Here is a 14,089-nt window from a genome sequence, read left to right on the forward strand (position 1 = left end):
GCTCCGGGGACGCGGGAGAACGCGTCCCAGATGCTGTCCTCCTTGCCGCCCTCGTGGCCGGCGCCCTCGATCTGGGCGGCGGCGGTCGCGAAGGGCGACACCCCCGAGGTCGCGGTGGACCACTACCACCGGATGCCCGCGGACGTGCGGCTGATGAAGGAGCTGGGGCTCGGCTCCTACCGCTTCTCGGTCAGCTGGGCGCGCGTCAAGCCGGGCGACCGCGCGGTGAACCCCGAGGGCCTCGACTTCTACTCCCGCCTGGTCGACGAGCTGCTCGGCGCCGGCGTGCTGCCGTGGCTCACCCTCTACCACTGGGACCTCCCGCAGGCCGTCGAGGAGACCGGCGGCTGGGCGAACCGCGACACCGCCGAGCGCTTCCGGGACTACGCCGAGGCGGTCTACGAGAGCCTCGGCGACCGGGTGCAGCACTGGACGACGTTCAACGAGCCGTTCTGCTCGACCCTGCTCTCCTACGGGGCGGGCGTGCACGCCCCCGGCGTGATCTCGCAGCAGAAGGCCCTCGCCGCCGTGCACCACACGCACCTCGCCCACGGGCTGGCCGTCTCGACGCTCCGGCAGCTCGGCGCGCAGAACCTGGGCATCACGCTCAACCTCTCGAACGCCGTCCCCGACGACCCCGAGGACGAGGCCGACCTCGACGCCGCACGCCGCTTCGACGCGCTCCAGAACCGGATCTTCCTCGACCCGCTGCTGCGCGGCGAGTACCCCGAGGACCTGCTCGAGGACGTCGAAGGGCTCGGGCTCGACGAGCTGATCGTCGACGGCGACCTCGATCTCATCTCGCTCCCGCTCGACTTCCTCGGCGTGAACCACTACCACGACGACAACGTCTCGGCGCATCCGCTGCCGGCCGGAGCCGACGACTTCGCCCAGGCGACGGACCGCGAGGTCGGCTCCCCCTGGGTCGGCTCCGAGTTCATCACCTTCCCGTCGCGCGGGCTGCCGCGCACTGCGATGGACTGGGAGGTGAACCCCGACGGGCTGCGCTACCTGCTGACCCGCCTGGGCCTGGAGTACGAGAACCTCCCTCCGCTCTACGTGACCGAGAACGGCGCCGCCTACGACGACGTCGTCGAGGACGGCCGCGTGCACGACGCGGACCGCACGCAGTACGTGCTCGACCACGTCGAGAAGGTCGCCGACGCGATCGACCAGGGCGCCGACGTCCGCGGCTACTTCGTGTGGTCCCTCCTCGACAACTACGAGTGGGCCTGGGGCTACGAGAAGCGCTTCGGCATCGTGCGCGTCGACTACGACACGCAGGAGCGGATCGTGAAGGACTCGGGCCTGGTCTACTCCCGACTGCTCGGCGGCAGCGCCGCGGCGATCCTGGACTGACCCGTGAGCGAGCCGACGGGCGTCCGCGGCGGGGGCCGCTCCCCCACCCTCGAGATGGTCGCGGCGCGGGCCGGAGTCTCGCGCGCGACGGTCTCGCGGGTGGTCAACGGCGCCCCGCAGGTGGCGGCCGAGATCGTGGCCGCCGTCGAGAAGGCGATCGGCGAGCTCGACTACGTGCCCAATCACGCGGCGCGGATGCTCGCCTCGCGGCGCACGCAGTCGATCGCGCTGATCGTGCCGGAGTCGACCGCGCGCGTCTTCGCGGACCCGTTCTTCGCCTCGATCGTGCAGGGCGCCGCGATGCGCCTGGCCGACACGGACTACACGCTCTCGATGCTGATCGCGTCCGAGACGGACGGCGAGAAGACGCGGCGGTACCTGCTCGGCGGCAATGTCGACGGTGCGCTCGTGGTCTCGCACCACTCGGGTGACCACTCCTACGCGGCGCTCTCGGGCTCGCTGCCGATCGTCTTCGGCGGCCGACCGCTCTCGCCCGACGAGCGCGGCTCCTACTTCGTCGACGTGGACAACACGGAAGGGGCGGCCGTCGCCACCGCGCACCTCATCGAGCGCGGCCGGCGCCGGATCGCCACCATCGCGGGCCCCGCCGACATGCCGCCGGGCGTCGACCGCCTGATCGGCTGGCGCGGCGCCCTCACCGACGCCGGCCTCGCCGACGACCTCGTCGAGTGGGGGGACTTCTCGCCGGCGAGCGGCACCGAGGCGATGCGCCGCCTCCTCGCTCGCGACCCCGACCTGGACGGCGTCTTCGCCGCGAACGACCAGATGGCGGTCGGCGCCTACGCCGCCCTCCGCGAGGCCGGCCGCCGGATCCCCGAGGACGTGTCCGTCGTGGGCTTCGACGACGACCTCTTCGCGCGGAACGCCGTCCCCGCGCTGACCACCGTTCGCCAGCTCCCCGACGAGCTCGGCGCCCGCATGGTGGAGCTGCTGACCGCCCGCATCGAGGGGCTCCCCGTGGAGCACCGCACGCTGATGCCGACGTCGCTGGTCATCCGCGCCAGCAGCTGACGCCGGCCCGCGAGTACGCGGAAGTCGCGGTACTCGCTCTCGAGTACCGCGACTTCCGTGTTCTGGGCGCGCCGACAATCGCTCGACCCCGTTCAGCAGACCCAGCCGTGGACCCGGAGGCAGGTTCACCGCCGGTTCCGCTCGATTCCGCACGAGTGCGCAGGAGTCGGGGAGGTGGCGAGCGAGGACGGCGACGTCTGAGGAGTCGCGAGGGCCCGCGTCAGAGGAAGAGCGGCGCCGGGTCGAGCGCGGCGAAGCGGCGGCGCATGACGGCGACCGCGTCGGCGTGCTCGTCGACGAGGACGAAGCGGCGGCCGAGAGCGTGCGCGACGGCGCCGGTCGTGCCGGAGCCGGCGAAGAAGTCGAGGACGGCGTCGCCCTCGCGGCTGGACGCCTGCACGATGCGGCGGAGGATCCCCTCCGGCTTCTGCGTCGGGTACCCGGTCTTCTCGCGGCCGGTCGGCGAGACGATCGTGTGCCACCACACGTCGGTCGGCCGCTTGCCGCGCTCGGCCTTCTCGGGGGTCACCAGGCCCGGGGCCATGTACGGCTCGCGGTCCACGGCGGCGGAGTCGAAGTGGTAGCCGCGCGGGTCCTTCACGTAGACGAGGATCGTGTCGTGCTTGGTCGGCCAGCGTCGCGTGGCCTTCGCCCCGTAGTCGTACGCCCAGATGATCTCGTTGAGGAAGCACTCGCGGCCGAAGAGCGCGTCGAGCAGCACCTTCGCGTAGTGCGCCTCGCGGTAGTCGAGGTGGAGGTAGAGGGTGCCGTCGTCGGCGAGCAGCCGCCACGCCTCGGCCAGCCGCGGCTCGAGGAACGACCAGTAGTCGTCGAAGCGGTCGTCGTAGCGGAGCAGGTCGCCGCGGATCCGCTCGTAGCTGCGCCCCTTGAAGCCGGCGATCGTGCCGGTGGTGGAGCGTACCGAGGTGGTCGAGGTCCGCACCTGCGCCCGGCCCGTGTTGAACGGCGGGTCGAGGTAGACGACGGTGAAGGCCCCGTCGGCCAGCTGCGGCAGGACCTCGAGGTTGTCGGCGTGGAACACCGCGCTCCGCGACTCCGGGACGCCGTCCGCGATCTGGATCGTCCTGGGCACCCGGCAATTGTGCCAGTGCGCGCGAGCCCGGCGACACGCTCCGCGCCTCGCGCCCGCGCTCGACGGGTGCCGGGGAGGCTCCGCGTAGAGTGGCGCGATGATCTCCGAGGTGCGCCACGACGAGGACTCGTCCCGCTACACGCTCTGGCTCGACGGCGAGACCGTCGGAGTCGCGGACTACGCCGTCCGCGGCCGCGACGTGGTCTTTCTCCACACCGAGATCGCGCCCGAGCACCGCCACGAGGGCCTCGGCGAGACCCTCGTCGAGGCGGCCCTCGACGACGCGCACGAGCGCTTCGGCGGGCGCATCGTCCCGGCCTGCCCGTTCGTCGCCGAGTTCATCGCCGACCACCCGGACTACCAGGAGCTCCTCGCGAGCTGAGGGGAGCCCGCCGGACCGGTCCGCCGCGTTCCGCTCCGGGTCCACGCGCCGGCGACCGCCGCCCCGGACCCGCCGGTCAGGGGACGCGCCGCAGCCACTCCGGAGTCGAGTACTTCGTCCGCACCAGCTCCTCCGCCGCCGCGTACTCCTCCTCGGTCAGCGTCCCCGCCTCGCCGCCGTGCAGCTGCACGAAGGTCGCCTTCATCCGCTCGATGATCTCGGCGCGGCTGAGCCCGGTCTGGCTGCGCAGCGGGTCGACGCGCTTCACGGCGGAGGCGATGCCCTTGTCCGAGAGCTTCTCGCGGCCGATCCGCAGCACCTGCACCATCTTCTCGGCGTCGATGTCGTAGCTCATGGTCACGTGGTGGAGGACGGCGCCGGACCCCAGGCGCTTCTGCGCGGCGCCGCCGATCTTGCCCGAGGGCGAGGTGATGTCGTTGAGCGGCTGGTAGACCGCGTCGATCCCGAGCGACTGCAGCGCGCTGACGGCCCACTCGTCGAGGAAGGCGTAGGAGTCGGCGAAGGTCAGCCCCTGGACGAGGTCGCCGGGGACGTAGAGCGAGTACGTGACGACGCTGCCCGCCTCCATGAACATCGCGCCGCCGCCCGAGATGCGGCGGACCACGTCGACGCCGTGCTTCGCCGCGTTGTCGAGGTCGACCTCGTTGCGGAGCGACTGGAAGCTGCCGATGACGACGGCGGGCTGGTCCCACTCCCAGATCCGCAGCGTCGGCTCACGGCGGCCCTCGCCGACCGCGGCGGTCAGCACCTCGTCGAGCGCCAGGTGGGTCGCTGGAGGGACGGCCCGGTCGTGCACGATGCGCCAGTCGTAGTCGCGCCAGCTGGTCGCCTTCTGCAGCGAGCGGCGGATCGCGACCGCGACGGCCTCGGGCGTGAAGCCGAGCAGGACCGCGTCGGCCGGGAGCGCCTGCCGGATGGCGGCGGCGATGGACTTCGCGTCGGTCTCGGCCGGCAGGCCCACGACCGCCCGGTCGATGTCGTCGAGGGCCGTGTCGGGCTCGAGGAAGAAGTCGCCCGCCAGGCGGAACCCGGCGAACCTCCCGTCGACCACGTCGAGGTCGACGACCACGAGCTTTCCGCCGGGGACCTTGTACTCGCCATGCATGACGCCAGCCTAGGCGCGAGCCGGGGCGGGGAAGCGCTCACCCAGCCACTCCACGAGATCGGCGGTGACCTCGGCCCGGTTGAGCTCCTGGAACAGCTCGTGCCGCGCCTCCGGGTACACCCGCACCGAGACGTCCGTGTACCCGGCCCGCCGCCGGTAGGCCTGGGCGAGCGCGCGCACCGACCGCTCGCCGCCGAGGGTGTCGTCGGCGCCCACGACCAGCAGCAGAGGCAGCGGATGCTCGGCCCCGCGCTTCGGGCGGCCGACCAGCCGCAGGGTCTCGACCAGCCCGATCCGCTTCGCGAGCGGCGTGGTGAAGGTGAGGGGGTCGTCGTGGAACCGCTGCCAGACCTCCGGGTCGCGGGAGAGCCACTCGAGGCCGAGGCCGCCGGCGACGCGGTGCCGCTTCGCCAGGTCGCCCGCGTTCATGTGCCCGGGGAGGCGGTAGGCCGTGCCGCTCAGCACGAGCGCGGCGTAGGCGCCGGAGTGGTGGTCGACGATCCGCTGCGCCATGAGCGACCCCCACGAGTGGCCGAGCAGCACGATCGGCACGCCGGGGCTCTCCTCCGCGAGCAGCTCCGTCAGCCGGAGGATCGCCGCCTCGGTCGCGCGCAGGCCGCCCGGCCCCAGCAGTCCGAGCCGGGAGGAGTCGCCGCCGTGCTGCTCGAGGCCGGTCCGGCCGTGCCCGCGGTGGTCGTCCGCCGCGACCGCGTACCCGGCGGCGACCAGCGCCTCCGCCAGCTCGACGTAGCGCCCCGAGTGCTCGCCGACCCCGTGGGCCAGCTGCACGATCGCGCGGGGCGAGGGGTGCGGCCACCAGCGGTAGTGGATGACGACGCCGGAGGCGTCCTGGAAGGTCCTGTCGACAGCGGCGCCGGTCATGGTGACCAGTGTGGCGCTCCGGCCGCTGGGCGCGAGGGACGCGCTGAGAACTGAGAAGATACTCACGATCCATCGGCGGGCACCCTGCTCGTCACGGTGCCTCGCTACCTTTTCCCTTGACGAGCGACCCCCGCGACCGTCCCCCGACCCCCCTTCACGAGCGAGGCCAGCCCCTTCATGACCGTATCGCCCCTGATCTGGACCCTGACGATCGTCTTCATCGTCCTGCTCCTGCTCTTCGACTTCTTCTTCCACGTCCGGAAGGCCCACGAGCCCACGCTGAAGGAGTCGTCGATCTGGTCGGCGCTCTACGTCGGCATCGCCGTGCTCTTCGGACTCGGCGTCCTCGTCTTCGGCGGAGCGACCCCCGGATCGGAGTACTTCGCGGGGTACATCACCGAGAAGGCCCTCTCGGTCGACAACCTGTTCGTCTTCCTCATCATCATGGCGAGCTTCAAGGTGCCCCGCGCCGACCAGCAGAAGGTGCTCCTCTTCGGCATCGTCTTCGCGCTGATCGCCCGCACCGGCTTCATCTTCCTCGGCGCCGCGCTGATCAACTCGTTCGCCTGGGTCTTCTACATCTTCGGCCTGATCCTGCTGCTGACCGCGTTCAACCTGGTCAAGCCGGGCGACGACCACTCCAGCGACAACGTGATGGTGCGCCTGGCCAAGCGGATCTTCAAGACGAGCGACCAGTACGACGGCGACAAGTTCTACACGCACATCGACGGCAAGAAGGTCCTCACGCCGATGATCCTCGTCATGGCGGCGATCGGCGGAACGGACATCCTGTTCGCCCTCGACAGCGTGCCGGCGATCTTCGGCCTCACCAGCGACGTGTACCTCGTCTTCACGGCGACCGCGTTCTCGCTGCTGGGCCTGCGCCAGCTGTACTTCCTCATCGACGGTCTGCTCGACCGCCTCGTCTACCTCAGCATCGGCCTCGCCGCGATCCTCGCCTTCATCGGCGTGAAGCTGATCCTGCACGCGCTCCACGAGAACAACCTGCCGTTCATCAACAACGGCGAGCACGTGGAGGTCTTCGAGATCGGCACCGGACTGTCGCTCTCGGTCATCATCGGCGTCCTCGTGATCACGGTGATCGCCTCCCTCGTCAGCCCCAAGGGCCGTCGCATGGCCGCCGAGGCCGCCGAGCGCCGCCGCGTGGCCGAGGCCGCGGGCGCGGACGTCGACGCGACGCACTGAGTCATCTCGTGCGCCGCGGAGCGGCGCACCGCAGTCGGCTCTCCTAGGCGGTCGGTTTCCCGAGAGCGGGTCCCGACCGCCTAGAACGATCCGCTGACACGCGGACCGCTCGTTCGGCTCGACCGAAGGCCGCGGAGCGGCGCACCGCAGTCGGCTCCCCTAGGCGGTCGGGTCCCGGAGAGCGGGTCCCGACCGCCTAGAACGATCCGCTGACACGCGGATCGCTCGTTCGACGGGCCGTCTCGTGCGCCGCAGGGCGGCGCACCGCAGTCGGCTCCCACGGGCGGTCGGGTTCCCGAGAGCGGGTCCCGACCGCCTAGGAGGATCCGCTGACACGCGGATCGCCCGTTCGGCTCGACCGAGCACCGCACGCCGGTGCTGCGCGTCAGCTCCCCTAGGCGCTCAGGTCCCCGAGAGCGGGTCCCGACCGCCGAGAACGCGCCGCCGGCTCGAGCGCGGACTCCGCTCGCGGAGGGTCAGCGGGCGCGGTAGCGGTGCTCCGGGCGGCCGGTGGTGCCGTAGCTGAGGGTCATCTCGACGAGGCCGCGGCCCGCGAGACCCGAGAGGTAGCGCTGGGCGGTGGCGCGCGAGATGCCGGCGCGCTCGGCCACCTCGAGGGCCGACAGCTCGGCGCCCGACTCGGCCAGGCGCGCCAGGACGAGCTGCTCGGTCGCCGAGCGCGAGGGCTGCGCGGCGGTCGCGTCGCCCGAGTGCAGGATGCGCAGCGCCCGCTCCACCGCCTCCTGATCGGCCACGCGGTCCTCCCGCAGCACGTTCCGGAACCGCACGTACGCGTCGAGGCGCTCGCCGAGCAGGCGCGCCTCGAACGGCTTGATGAGGTACCCGAGCGCCCCCGCGTGCAGGGCGCGCCGCACCGTCGCCCCGTCGGAGGCGGCGCTCACGACGAACGCGTCGGTGTCGAGCTCGCGGAGCAGCGCGATCCCGCTCTGATCCGGCAGGTGCACGTCGAGCAGGAGCAGATCGGGCGCGTGCTCGGCGACGGCCGCCCGCGCCGCGCGCGCCGTGTGCACCGGAGGAAGGGCCGTCAGCCCCTGCCGCGCCTCGACCAGGTCGGCGTGCAGCTGCGCGACCCGGAAGTCGTCGTCCACCACCAGCACCGTGCGCTCCCGCGCCGTGTCCGCGCTCATGACCCGTCCCCGTCCTGCTCCGGCGGCCGCACCGCTCCGGGGAGGCGCGCGCACAGCACGGCCCCCGACTCCGCTCCGCCGGCGTCCGCCAGCCAGACCTCGCCGCCGCGCCGGGCGGCCACCTCACGGCACAGCGGCAGGCCGAAGCCCCGGCCGTGCACGCGACCGTCGTCCTCGACGGGGTCGCCCGCGCCGGCCCGGTCGAACAGCGAGTCCGGATCGAGCACTCCGTCGCCCGAGTCGGCGACCGTCACGAAGAGCGCGTCGCCGTCGTCGAGCAGCTCGACCTCGACGAAGCGCACGTCGCGCCGCCCCTCGACCGCCGCGCGCACCGCGTTGTCGACCAGGTTCCCGACCACCGTGGCGACGTCCTCCGGCTCGACGACGGTGCCGCGCACCAGCGTCTCCTCACCGAGCGTCAGCAGCACGCCGCGCTCGGCCGCCTCGATCCCCTTCGCCCCGACGAGCGCCTGGAGGTACGGCTCCTGCAGCCGGTCGGCGTGCTGCACCGGGTACTTGAGCGGGCCGCGGGTCAGCACCTCGTCGAGGTAGTCGCGCGCCGACGCGGTCCGCCCCGCATCCAGCAGGCCCGCGACCACGTGCAGGCGGTTGGCGAACTCGTGCCGCTGCACCCGGAGCGCGTTGGTCATCGCGCCGACCGCGTCGAGGCGCCGGCTCAGCGCGGCGAGGTCGGTGCGGTCGCGCAGCACCACCACCACGCCCAGGTCGCGGTCGCCGCGGGTCACCCGGCGGATGTCGACGTAGACGATGCGGGAGCGGACGACGAAGCCCTCCTCGCCTCCGGGGCGGGGCGGCTCGACGGAGTCCAGCGCGGCGCCGATCGCGTCGGCCAGCGGAACGGGCAGGTCGAGCTCCGCGAGCGGCCGCCCGTGCAGCGCCCGGCCGGTCGGGTCGTCGGAGCCGAGGATCGCGGCGGCCCGCGCATTGCAGACGCCGACGCGCCCGTCGCGGTCGAGCGCGAGCACGCCCTCGTCGACTCCGTCGAGCACGGCGGCCTGGTCCTGCACGAGCGAGGTGAGCTCCTCCGGAGCGAGGCCGAGCGTCAGGCGCAGCAGGCGGCGGCGGATGAAGACGGAGGCGACGGCGGCGAGCACCAGCCCGGCGAGCGCCGCGGCGAGGACGCCGAGCAGCGCGGTCGGCAGGTCGGTGAAGACGCTGGAGCGCGCGAAGCCGATGCTGACCTCGCCGACGACCCGCTGCTCCCCCGCGGCGAAGACCGGGACCTTGGCCCGTGCCGACTCGCCGAGCGTGCCGGTGCCCCACGAGACGCTCTCGCGCCCGGCGAGCGCTTCGTCGGGGCTGGTCGAGACCCGCTCGCCGAGGCGGTCCTCGTCGGGGTGGGCGAGGCGGATGCCCTGATCGTCGGTGATCACGACGAAGAGCGCGCCGGTGCGCTGCTCGACGGCGGCGGCGACGTCCTCGAGCGGTCCGCCGCGCAGCTCCGAGGCGGCGGGAGCGCCGGGCACGGCGGAGGACGCGGCGACCGCGGCGCGCACATCGGGGTCCTCGGCGACGGTGCGGGCGATGGCGAGCGCCGTGCCCTCCGCCTCGCCGCGCAGCTGCTGGACGCTGAGCGCGGTGACGAGCCCCGCGCAGACCAGCACGGCGGCCGACACCGTGGCGAGCTGCAGGACCAGGACGTGGGTCGCGAAGCGCATCGGGGCCTCCTCGCCGTCGTCGTGCGCAGAATGCGCAGAAGCCACACTATGCGCAGATGTCGCCGTAATGAGCGATACCCCGGCGCCGGACGCGGGGCTGCCTAGGGTTTCCACCATCTCCCGGCCGGCTCTCCCGCCGAGCGCGGGCGGAGGCACTGGACGAAGGAGTCAGCTGTGTTGGTAGTACTCGGTTTCACGATGATCCTGGCCTTCATGGCCCTGATCATGACCAAGCGGCTGACGCCGATGGTCGCCCTGATCGTCGTGCCGACGATCTTCGGCCTCTTCGCGGGCGCCGGCCTCGGCATCGGCGACATGGTCCTCGAGGCCATCGGCAGCCTCGCGCCCACGGCCGCGCTGCTGATGTTCGCGATCATGTACTTCGGGATCATGATCGACGTCGGGCTCTTCGACCCGCTGATCCGCTTCATCGTCCGCGCCCTCGGCGACGACCCGGCGAAGGTCGTGCTCGGCACGGCGCTGCTCGCCGGCGCGGTCTCGCTCGACGGCGACGGCTCGACCACCTTCATCGTCACCACCGCCGCGATGCTCCCGATCTACCTGCGCCTGGGGATGAACCCGGTCGTGCTGACCTGCGTCGCGGGCCTGGCCAACGGCACGCTCAACATCGTCCCCTGGGGCGGACCGACGGTGCGCGCCGCCGCGGCCCTCCAGGTCTCGCCGAGCGAGATCTTCGTGCCGATGCTCCCCTCGCTCGCGGTGGGCCTGGCCGTCACGCTCGTCTTCGCCTGGTTCCTCGGGCTCGGCGAGCGCCGCCGCCTCGGCTCGCTCGCGCTGGCCGAGCCGATGCTCGAGCAGGAGCTCGTCGGCGCCGGCCGCGGCTCCTCCTCCCGCTCGGGCGGCGCCCGCACCGGCGGCCTCGCGGCGCTGACCGGGGGCATCCGCACCGTCGCCCGGGAGCGCTTCTCCTTCCTGCGCGGCCCTCAGGCCCTGCGCGGAGCCCAGGTGGCGGTCGCCGCCCGCGTGCAGGCCGACGACGCCGACACCGCGATGGCCGACACGATGCTCGACCCCGAGCGCGAGACGCTGCGCCCGAAGCTGATCTGGGTGAACCTGGTCCTGACCCTCGCGGTGATGACGCTGCTGGTCGCCGACATCCTGCCGCTGCCCTACGTGTTCATGGTCGGCTCCGCGGTCGCCCTCCTGATCAACTTCCCGAAGATGAAGGACCAGGCGGCCGAGATCGTCAAGCACGCGCCGAGCATCGTGGGCGTCGTGTCGATGGTGCTGGCGGCCGGTGTGCTGATCGGCGTCCTCAACGGCACCGGCATGGTCGACGCCATGGCGGAGTGGGTCGTCGCGGTGATCCCGCCGGCGCTCGGCCCGTTCCTCGCCGTGATCACCGGCGTGCTCAGCATCCCGATGACCTTCTTCATGTCGAACGACGCGTTCTACTACGGCATCCTCCCCGTGCTCTCCGAGAGCGCGGCGAACTACGGCATCTCGCCGGTCGAGATGGCGCGCGCCTCCATCACCGGGCAGCCGGTGCACCTCCAGAGCCCGCTGGTCCCGGCGATCCTCCTGCTCGTCTCCCTCGCCGCGGTGAACCTCGGCGACCACCACCGCAAGGTGCTGTGGCGAGCGGTCGTCGTCTCGCTGGTCATGCTCGCCGTCGGCGTGCTGGTCGGCTCGATCCCCTTCGGCTGAGGTCGGCGGAGCGGAGCGCCGGAGCGCCGAGCGATCGGAACGAGGACGGGACCCCTTGCTGCGGCGGGGGTCCCGTCCTCGTTCCGCGGCTCGGTCCCGCAGCCCGCGCTAGCGCAGCAGCGGCGCCAGGTTCTCGGTCCACACGTCGGAGCCGACCTTGAGGATGAGGGCGCCGACCACGACGAGGAACGCGACCCGGATGAAGCGGCTGCCACGAGCGACGGCCATCCGCGAGCCGAGGTACGCGCCCGCCACGTTGGCGGCGCCCATCAGGAGGCCCAGCAGCCAGATCACGTGCCCGCCCGGCACGAAGTAGAGCAGGGCGCCGAGGTTGGTCGCGACGTTGACGATCTTCGCCTTGGCGCTGGCGAGCAGGAAGTCGTAGCCCAGCGCGGTGATCAGGGCGATGATCAGGAAGGTGCCGGTGCCCGGTCCGATCAGGCCGTCGTAGAAGCCGATCAGGAGTCCCAGCACGGCCGCCGTGACGAGGTGGCGCCGGCCCGCGTGCTTGAGCACCGTGACGCTGCCCAGCGCCGGGCGCGCGATCGTCACGACGGCGACCACGATCAGCGCGACGACGATGATCGGCTTGAACACCGCGGCCGGGAGGAGGCCGGCGAGCGTCGCGCCTCCGTAGCTGCCCGCGAGGGCGACCGCCGCCATCGGCAGCGCGGTGCGCAGATCGGGCTTCGCGCGCCGGTAGTAGGTGATCGCGCTGGTGGTCGTGCCGAAGATCGAGGCCAGCTTGTTCGTGGCGAGCGCCTGCACGGGCGAGATCCCGGGGACGAGGAGCAGGGCGGGGAGCTGGAGGAGTCCGCCGCCGCCCACGACCGCGTCGATCCAGCCGGCCGCGAAGGCGGCGAGGATCATCAGCGCGAGGACGGGGAGTCCGAGATCCTCTGTGAAGGTCAGCATCGGTCGGAAGCGTACGCGAGCACCGCGACCCCCTCGACCTCGGGGGGCGGGCCGCCCTAGGGTCGGCGGCATGCGATTCGGACTCTTCATCCCCCAGGGCTGGCGCCACGACCTCGTCGGCGTCCCGGCCGCCGACCAGTGGCGCACCATGAGCGACCTCGCCCGGCACGCCGACGACGGCGCCTGGGAGTCGATCTGGGTCTACGACCACTTCCACACCGTCCCGCAGGTGACGGAGGAGGCGACGCACGAGGCGTGGTCGCTGATGAGCGCGTTCGGCGCCACCACGTCACGCGTGCGGCTGGGCCAGATGTGCACCTGCATGGGCTACCGGAACCCCGCCTACCTCGCCAAGGTCGCGACGACCGTCGACATCGTCTCGGGCGGGAGGGTCGAGATGGGCATCGGCGGCGGCTGGTACGAGCACGAGTGGCGCGCGTACGGCTACGGCTTCCCGCCGATCGCCGAGCGGCTGGGCCGGCTCGACGAGGGCGTGCAGATCCTGCAGCAGGCCTGGACGACCGGGTCCGCGACCCTCGACGGCCGCTACTACCAGGTGGACGGCGCGCAGAACCGGCCGCTGCCCCTGCAGGAGGGCGGCATCCCGCTGTGGGTCGCCGGCGGCGGCGAGAAGGTCACGCTGCGGATCGCGGCCCAGTACGCGCAGTACACGAACTTCGCCGGGACCCCGGAGGCGTTCGACCACAAGAGCTCGGTCCTCCGCGGGCACTGCGAGCGCCTGGGCACCGACTTCTCGGCGATCACCCGGAGCTCGAACTACAACGTCGTGATCGGCGAGACGGAGGCGGAGGTCGAGGCGGCGCTGCAGCGTCTCGAGGAGCGCGTGGTCCCGTACCTCGGCGCGGAGGGAGCGGCGTCCTTCGTCGCCGAGTACCGCAGCCCCGACGCGCTCGCGGTCGGCACTCCCTCGCAGATCGTCGACCGGCTCGCCGGCATGCAGTCGCGCGGGATGGACTACGGCATCCTCTACTTCCCGGACGCCGCCTACGACCGGTCCGGCATCGAGCTGTTCGAGCGCGAGGTGCTGCCGGCGCTCTCCTGAGCGCGGAGCGGCGGGGGCTCCTACGCCTCCCGCCCCCCGCCCGCAAGTCCTTGGGGCGCCCCGGCCCCGCGCCTACGGTCGGAGCATGGACGCACAGGACATCCGCTGGAACGACGAAGCCCGCGACAAGATCCTCGAGGACTCGGACAGGGTCCTCCGCGAGGCGGTGCTCGACCTCGCGACGAGCAAGAAGGGCGAGCCCTGGGAGGACGTGTTCGCGGAGCTGAACGCGCGCCTCAAGGACCGCTTCATCGACTTCGAGCCCGGCCCGGACCTCCGCAAGTACGCCGAGGCCGTCTCCGCCGGGGAGATCGAGACCGGCTCGTGAGCGAGCACGACCGCGACGCCGCGCTCGAGGACGAGATCACCTCGATCCACGCCCTCGGCGAGGGCCGCGTCGGCGAGACGGCCGGCCCGGAGGACGAGGACCACGAGCTCTCGCCCGAGCAGGACGCCCGCATCGAGTCCGAGCTGAAGAGCCGGGGCAGCGAGAGCTGATCCCCCCGGTACGCGGAAGGCCCGCTCCCTCGAGGGGG

Annotated in this window: 14 protein-coding genes and 1 pseudogene; 8 read left to right on the plus strand and 7 right to left on the minus strand. The window is 72.4% G+C overall.

Going from position 1 to position 14,089, the window contains the following annotated elements; genetic code table 11:
- Nucleotides 1–101: family 1 glycosylhydrolase (locus C5C27_RS18615; protein ID WP_258066774.1), on the minus strand; the 101-nt coding region annotated here is incomplete at its 3' end.
- Here C5C27_RS18615 and C5C27_RS14080 point away from each other — a divergent pair.
- Nucleotides 82–1,359, plus strand: a pseudogene (locus C5C27_RS14080) (GH1 family beta-glucosidase); the annotation flags it as partial. The gene C5C27_RS18615 and the pseudogene C5C27_RS14080 overlap by 20 nt on opposite strands.
- A 54-nt stretch (nt 1,360–1,413) precedes the next feature.
- A complete protein-coding gene (locus C5C27_RS14085) occupies nt 1,414–2,391 on the plus strand; it encodes a LacI family DNA-binding transcriptional regulator (protein WP_104314723.1) in 978 nt (325 codons plus the stop codon).
- A 220-nt stretch (nt 2,392–2,611) separates the two neighbouring features.
- Here the strand turns inward: C5C27_RS14085 and C5C27_RS14090 are convergent, their stop codons facing one another.
- Nucleotides 2,612–3,484: a site-specific DNA-methyltransferase gene (locus C5C27_RS14090; protein ID WP_104225160.1), complete on the minus strand. Its 873-nt coding sequence runs from the start codon at nt 3,482–3,484 to the stop codon at nt 2,612–2,614.
- 97 nt (nt 3,485–3,581) lie between these two features.
- Between C5C27_RS14090 and C5C27_RS14095 the strand changes: the two genes are divergently transcribed.
- The gene (locus C5C27_RS14095) at nt 3,582–3,866 is read left to right on the plus strand and encodes a GNAT family N-acetyltransferase (protein ID WP_104238619.1); all 285 of its coding nucleotides are present in this window, start codon (nt 3,582–3,584) and stop codon (nt 3,864–3,866) included.
- A gap of 76 nt (nt 3,867–3,942) precedes the next feature.
- Here the strand turns inward: C5C27_RS14095 and C5C27_RS14100 are convergent, their stop codons facing one another.
- Nucleotides 3,943–4,992, minus strand: coding sequence for a biotin/lipoate A/B protein ligase family protein (locus tag C5C27_RS14100; protein WP_104238618.1), 1,050 nt, complete (start codon nt 4,990–4,992; stop codon nt 3,943–3,945).
- 9 nt (nt 4,993–5,001) lie between these two features.
- Nucleotides 5,002–5,874: an alpha/beta fold hydrolase gene (locus C5C27_RS14105; protein ID WP_104314720.1), complete on the minus strand. Its 873-nt coding sequence runs from the start codon at nt 5,872–5,874 to the stop codon at nt 5,002–5,004.
- Nucleotides 5,875–6,051: 177 nt separating this feature from the next.
- On the opposite strand from C5C27_RS14105, the gene C5C27_RS14110 reads away from it, so the two are divergent.
- Nucleotides 6,052–7,080 carry a TerC family protein gene (locus tag C5C27_RS14110; protein ID WP_104223866.1) on the plus strand — a complete coding sequence of 343 codons (1,029 nt, stop codon included), beginning with the start codon at nt 6,052–6,054 and terminating at the stop codon, nt 7,078–7,080.
- A 476-nt stretch (nt 7,081–7,556) separates the two neighbouring features.
- Here C5C27_RS14110 and C5C27_RS14115 read toward each other — a convergent pair whose 3' ends face one another.
- Nucleotides 7,557–8,228 (minus strand): response regulator, encoded by a 672-nt coding sequence (locus tag C5C27_RS14115; protein WP_104314721.1) that lies wholly within the window; start codon nt 8,226–8,228, stop codon nt 7,557–7,559.
- Nucleotides 8,225–9,907, minus strand: a complete 1,683-nt coding sequence (locus tag C5C27_RS14120) for an ATP-binding protein (protein ID WP_104314722.1) — start codon at nt 9,905–9,907, stop codon at nt 8,225–8,227. Before C5C27_RS14120 ends, C5C27_RS14115 begins: the two co-directional genes overlap by 4 nt.
- 198 nt (nt 9,908–10,105) lie before the next feature.
- Here C5C27_RS14120 and C5C27_RS14125 point away from each other — a divergent pair, with 198 nt between their 5' ends.
- A complete protein-coding gene (locus C5C27_RS14125; RefSeq protein WP_104233156.1) occupies nt 10,106–11,575 on the plus strand; it encodes a CitMHS family transporter in 1,470 nt (489 codons plus the stop codon).
- Between the two features lie 108 nt (nt 11,576–11,683).
- On the opposite strand, the gene C5C27_RS14130 is transcribed toward C5C27_RS14125, so the two are convergent.
- Complete coding sequence (locus C5C27_RS14130; RefSeq protein ID WP_104223862.1) at nt 11,684–12,490, minus strand: TSUP family transporter; 807 nt, start codon at nt 12,488–12,490, stop codon at nt 11,684–11,686.
- 70 nt (nt 12,491–12,560) lie between these two features.
- Between C5C27_RS14130 and C5C27_RS14135 the strand changes: the two genes are divergently transcribed.
- From C5C27_RS14135 to C5C27_RS18145, 3 genes are all read left to right on the plus strand, one after another.
- Entirely contained in the window at nt 12,561–13,553 is a 993-nt protein-coding gene (locus C5C27_RS14135; RefSeq protein WP_104223861.1) for an LLM class F420-dependent oxidoreductase, read from the plus strand.
- Between the two features lie 85 nt (nt 13,554–13,638).
- Nucleotides 13,639–13,881: a hypothetical protein gene (locus C5C27_RS14140; RefSeq protein WP_068251275.1), complete on the plus strand. Its 243-nt coding sequence runs from the start codon at nt 13,639–13,641 to the stop codon at nt 13,879–13,881.
- A complete protein-coding gene (locus tag C5C27_RS18145; RefSeq protein WP_160035225.1) occupies nt 13,878–14,051 on the plus strand; it encodes a hypothetical protein in 174 nt (57 codons plus the stop codon). Before C5C27_RS14140 ends, C5C27_RS18145 begins: the two co-directional genes overlap by 4 nt.
- Nucleotides 14,052–14,089: the final 38 nt, after the last annotated feature.

The sequence above is a fragment of the Rathayibacter sp. AY2B7 genome (genome assembly GCF_002931635.1).
Lineage (GTDB): Bacteria > Actinomycetota > Actinomycetes > Actinomycetales > Microbacteriaceae > Rathayibacter.

Excerpts from the sequence above, each read along its gene's own strand:
- C5C27_RS14115 (WP_104314721.1), bottom strand. The coding sequence starts at position 8,228 with ATGAGCGCGGACACGGCGCGGGAGCGCACGGTGCTGGTGGTGGACGAC.
- C5C27_RS14130 (WP_104223862.1), bottom strand. The coding sequence starts at position 12,490 with ATGCTGACCTTCACAGAGGATCTCGGACTCCCCGTCCTCGCGCTGATG.
- C5C27_RS14135 (WP_104223861.1), top strand. The coding sequence starts at position 12,561 with ATGCGATTCGGACTCTTCATCCCCCAGGGCTGGCGCCACGACCTCGTC.
- C5C27_RS14110 (WP_104223866.1), top strand. The coding sequence starts at position 6,052 with ATGACCGTATCGCCCCTGATCTGGACCCTGACGATCGTCTTCATCGTC.
- C5C27_RS14105 (WP_104314720.1), bottom strand. The coding sequence starts at position 5,874 with ATGACCGGCGCCGCTGTCGACAGGACCTTCCAGGACGCCTCCGGCGTC.
- C5C27_RS14100 (WP_104238618.1), bottom strand. The coding sequence starts at position 4,992 with ATGCATGGCGAGTACAAGGTCCCCGGCGGAAAGCTCGTGGTCGTCGAC.
- C5C27_RS14140 (WP_068251275.1), top strand. The coding sequence starts at position 13,639 with ATGGACGCACAGGACATCCGCTGGAACGACGAAGCCCGCGACAAGATC.
- C5C27_RS14120 (WP_104314722.1), bottom strand. The coding sequence starts at position 9,907 with ATGCGCTTCGCGACCCACGTCCTGGTCCTGCAGCTCGCCACGGTGTCG.
- C5C27_RS14095 (WP_104238619.1), top strand. The coding sequence starts at position 3,582 with ATGATCTCCGAGGTGCGCCACGACGAGGACTCGTCCCGCTACACGCTC.
- C5C27_RS14085 (WP_104314723.1), top strand. The coding sequence starts at position 1,414 with ATGGTCGCGGCGCGGGCCGGAGTCTCGCGCGCGACGGTCTCGCGGGTG.
- C5C27_RS14125 (WP_104233156.1), top strand. The coding sequence starts at position 10,106 with ATGATCCTGGCCTTCATGGCCCTGATCATGACCAAGCGGCTGACGCCG.